This window comes from Haliscomenobacter sp., assembly GCF_041740695.1.
GTDB lineage: Bacteria > Bacteroidota > Bacteroidia > Chitinophagales > Saprospiraceae > Haliscomenobacter.
The window spans coordinates 1-4,355 of sequence record NZ_JBGSLK010000092.1 but is presented as its reverse complement, the minus strand read 5'-3'; the positions used below and the strand labels follow the sequence as shown (position 1 = coordinate 4,355).

Genomic DNA, 4,355 nt, shown 5'->3' with positions numbered 1-4,355 from the left:
TTTGTGCCCTTCTTTGTGGCCTTTGTGCTAATAAGCCGCTTTAGCAATTCCTTACTGCCCCTGTGGAAACATCGTATTTTCCGTCGGCGCAGCCTTGAATGGCGCGAACTTCTTCGTCATATCATCCACAAATTTCTGATCCTTATTTTCCTTGGCATCACGCAACAGCGTCTCCATGGTTTGTTCGGCCAGGCGTTTTTGCAAATCATAACTGGATGCAATCACATCGGGATCCTGCGAATTGATGAACTTCAACTGCGCCAAGGTTTCTTTCGCCAAAATTTCCATGTGTGGTTTGGCCTTTTTGTAGGCACCCGCCCTAACATAAATTTCCAGCATGTAATTGGTGCGGTAATCGTAAGGGAAGTTGAAGTTGGGGAATGACTTGAAGTACTGATCGGTCAGGGCGATCGCTTTGTCATTTTTGCCTTCAGCCAAAAATGCTCCCGCGGCGCGGCGCATCACCAATTGCATACTTTGCAAACTTGGTGCATAGCTATTGTCCACAAAAGTAGGCTCCTTGTCGAAGTTACCCCAACGCCATTTTTTCATTACGTTTTCGTACACCTTATCGGAATCGACCTTGCCGCTACCGATCAAACCGTAGTTCGGATCGCTAGGGGTGCGGGTAGGCACGATGCGCAGGGCCAAACCTTCCAGTTCCATATAATCGTCCAGACCAAAGAACTTGCTGGCTTGGGTAGTTACTGCAAAATAAATGGGGCGATCCCACAAGTTGGAAGTGATCACGTCCAATACAGCGATGTCGTCCTTGGTCATGTATTGCTGGGCAGGCATTTTTAGTGGAATCCGATCCACCAAAGTACTATCCCCTTCTTTAGCAAGGCCCATTTGGATGACTTTGGCTCTAGGCACAGGGAGGTAAACACTACGGCTAGGCAGGTAAGATTCGGTAGAGCCACCATTGCTTAGCTGCTGTGGATGATCTTCACCGACAAATCGCATGAAGTCCTGGGCGCTCATTTCGCCCTGGCTGCCTTGTTCAACAAAGAACACCTGGTTGCGGCGATCCCCTTGGTAAGCGGCACTGCTCAAGGTTAGTTTCAGCGCAGGAGAGTCGTTGATCTTGCGGCGCAGCAGGTCAATGTACCAGTCTACAGCAATCAAACTAAGGTTGACTACCCGTACGTCGCGGCGGATGCCTTCGACCTCCTGAGCGTACCACAGTGGGTAAGTATCGTTGTCGCCGTAGGTGAAAATCACGGCGTTTTTCGCCACTGAGTTCAAGAAATTCGAGGCATAATCGCGGGAAGCGTAGTGCCCGTAGCGGCTATGATCGTCAAAGTTTTGGGTACCCATCAAAATGGGGGCTATCATCACCAAAGCACCAGCCAAACCAGCGCCTACCTGGCCACTCAATTTGACCCGATCGCGCAAGAGTTCGTAAATGGCCAACACCGCCATTCCCATCCAAATACAATAGACAAAGAAGGAACCCGCCAAAACGTAGTCCCGCTCGCGTGGCTCATTGGGTGGTTGGTTGGAGTACACGATGATACCAACGCCTGTAATGATAAAGAGTGCCAACAGCCCCAAAAAGTCATTGCGGCGTTTGCCAAAATGATACACTACCCCTAGCAACCCAAAGATGAATGGTAAAAGGTAATATTTGTTTCTGGCTGGATTATTTTTTTGTGTTTCGGGCAACAGCTCTTGATTGCCCAAACGGGCATTATCCAAGGCAGAGATACCCGAAAACCAGTGCCCTGACGATTTATCCCAGGGGTAAAACCCTTGCTCGCCATTTTGGCGTCCGGCAAAGTTCCACATGAAATAACGCCAGTACATCCATTTGATCTGGTAATTCCAGAAAAAGCCGATGTTCTGACCCAGGGTAGGTTTCCACCCTTCGGGCAATTGTTGATTCGGATCCATGCCCATCCACTGCATGTACAAAGCGGGACGCCCTTGGGAGGGGTCGGCCATACGGGGGAAGAGCATTTTATCAGCATCATTGTAAACGTAATCTACCTTATCCGAAACGTGCTCGTAGCGGTTGCCTACCCGGCCATAACGCTTTTCAGTCGTAACGTTGGTGGGTTGTGCTGCAAAGTGTGGCCCGCGCAACAAGGGGCGGTCGCCGTACTGCTCACGGTTGAGGTAAGGCAAGAGGCTCAAGGCATCCTTGGGCGCGTTCATATTGATCGGCGGGTTGGAATTGGCCCGGGTAACCACCATGCCATAAGTGGACATGGCCAAAACCATCAGGGCAAATGCCACCGCTACATTTTGTACGGTAGAATCTTGGTTTTTGTGCGCATAACGGATTGCAAAATAAATGGCCGCCAAAATGATCAGTACGGTAGGAATAATCCCCGAGTGGAAAGGCAAACCAAAGGTGTTGACGAACAGCAGCTCAAAATTGGCCCACAAGCGAGGTAAACCCGTGATGATGATCATTTGGATCAAACCTACAATCACTACCCCTATAAAAGCGGCAATTCCGGTACCCAGGAAAGTGACGTTTTTGGAACGTTTGAAGTAAAAAAACATCGCCAGTGCGGGAAAAGTCAGGATACTCAATAAGTGAACCCCAATCGACAAACCCACCATATATACGGCAAAAATCAACCAACGATCGTTTTGAGGATCATCAGGCAAAGCATACCATTTTACCGTAGCCCAGAGGGTAAGCGCGGTAAAAAAAGTAGACATCGCATATACCTCGCCTTCCACAGCTGAAAACCAGATGGAAGTACAAAATGCAGTGCCCAAACCCGCTACCAAACCTGCGGCACCCAGGGCAATCTGATCCCCGGTGCTGGGTTCGCCATCGCGCCCAACCAGGGCCAATTTGCCCAAAATCAGGGTTACCCAAGCCACAAACATGGCGGCAAATGCCGTACAAATACCTGACATCAGGTTGACCGCAAAAGCAATATTTTCAGGGTTGCTGGAAAACATGCTGCCTACCCAGGCAAACATCCGGCCTACCAGGAGGAACAAAGGTGCGCCAGGAGGGTGCACTACTTGGAGTTTGTAGGCACCGAGGATGAATTCGCCGCAGTCCCACAAGCTACCCGTGCGTTCGGCAGAGAGATAATAGACTACTGTCGCTACCGCGAACACCAGCCAACCAACAATGTTTGTTGTGCGCTTAAAAGAACTCATGCGTTCGTTGTAATTTTTCTAAATTTAGTAATACACTATCAACCAAAGGCTTAGGCTCATTTCCTATTTTGACCTGCAAAACTAATAAAATATTGAGCATTACAGTCGAACCGGGGAAGGGTAAAGTGGAAAAAACTAGGCTTTTGCCACTTTATTAACCTTTAGATGCCCATTTGGTGCAAAAAGTTTCCTGCAACATCAAATAATAGCACTTACCTTTGTGGCAAATTTTACTGCCATGCTGAAAATGCTCTTCATGCTTGCCGTGATTTACATTGCGTATCGTCTCTTTACCCATAAACCGGCTTTGCCTGGGCGAAAGCCGCAAGATCATATCCGCAATCCGCACCAGAATGAACCAGGGAAGCAGGGTAAAAAAGCCAATTCCAAATACGACGACGATTACATTGATTATGAAGAACTCAAGTGAAAACCCTACACCTGACAATGCTCAAGAACGCATTGGCGATTGGGTACTGTATAAAAACAACCAATTAATTGCCTTCAACAAGCCAGCAGGGATTCCAGCCCAGACCGACAAAACCGGGGACAAATCGCTGCTGCAACTGGCTGAAATTTTTACCAAATCCTCGGTGCAATTGGTGCATCGCCTGGATCGTCCGGCCAGTGGGGTTGTATTGGTGGCCAAAACCCCCAAAGCCCTGGCCAACCTCAATGAGCAATTCCGCAACCGGCAAGTACAAAAAACTTACCTGGCCGTGGTAGAGGCCATGCCCACTGAACCTAGTGGCCGTTTGGAGCACTGGATTTGGAAAAATGGCCAAACCAACCGCTCGGTGATCAGTACGGAAAAAGGCCACGCCAATGCCGAACAAGCCATCCTGGAATACAAACTCCTTGGCAGCAGCGACCGCTATCACCTGCTGGAGGTCAATTTATTAACGGGGCGCCACCACCAAATTCGGGCGCAACTGGCCGCCATGGGCTGCATCATCAAAGGAGATGTAAAATACGGCGCTCGCCGCAGCAATAAAGACCGCTCCATTCACTTACACGCCTGGAAACTGAGTTTTCTGCACCCTGTGACGCAGGAAAATGTGATTCTTACTGCTCCTCTTCCCGTTGATCCGGTTTGGGATGCGATGGCAGCAAACCTGGGGTAAGTTGAGCAATTTATAGTTGAGAAAGTTGAGGGAGGTTGAGATGGTTGAGGCTACCGCAGCGATTTTGACAATGTCCTTGTCCAAGTCGCTGCGGTAGCC

The 4,355-nt window shown here is 49.2% G+C and carries 3 protein-coding genes; 2 read left to right on the top strand and 1 reads right to left on the bottom strand.

Features of this window, described 5'->3' with window-relative positions:
* Positions 1 to 51: 51 nt before the first annotated feature.
* The gene (locus ACEW9O_RS18375; protein ID WP_373551648.1) at positions 52 to 3,132 is read right to left on the bottom strand and encodes a DUF2723 domain-containing protein; all 3,081 of its coding nucleotides are present in this window, start codon (positions 3,130 to 3,132) and stop codon (positions 52 to 54) included.
* 238 nt (positions 3,133 to 3,370) lie between these two features.
* Here ACEW9O_RS18375 and ACEW9O_RS18370 point away from each other — a divergent pair, with 238 nt between their 5' ends.
* Both ACEW9O_RS18370 and ACEW9O_RS18365 read left to right on the top strand, forming a co-directional pair.
* Positions 3,371 to 3,562 carry a hypothetical protein gene (locus ACEW9O_RS18370; RefSeq protein WP_373551647.1) on the top strand — a complete coding sequence of 64 codons (192 nt, stop codon included), beginning with the start codon at positions 3,371 to 3,373 and terminating at the stop codon, positions 3,560 to 3,562.
* The gene (locus ACEW9O_RS18365; protein ID WP_373551646.1) at positions 3,546 to 4,256 is read left to right on the top strand and encodes an RluA family pseudouridine synthase; all 711 of its coding nucleotides are present in this window, start codon (positions 3,546 to 3,548) and stop codon (positions 4,254 to 4,256) included. The genes ACEW9O_RS18370 and ACEW9O_RS18365 overlap by 17 nt, the downstream gene beginning before the upstream one ends.
* Positions 4,257 to 4,355: the final 99 nt, after the last annotated feature.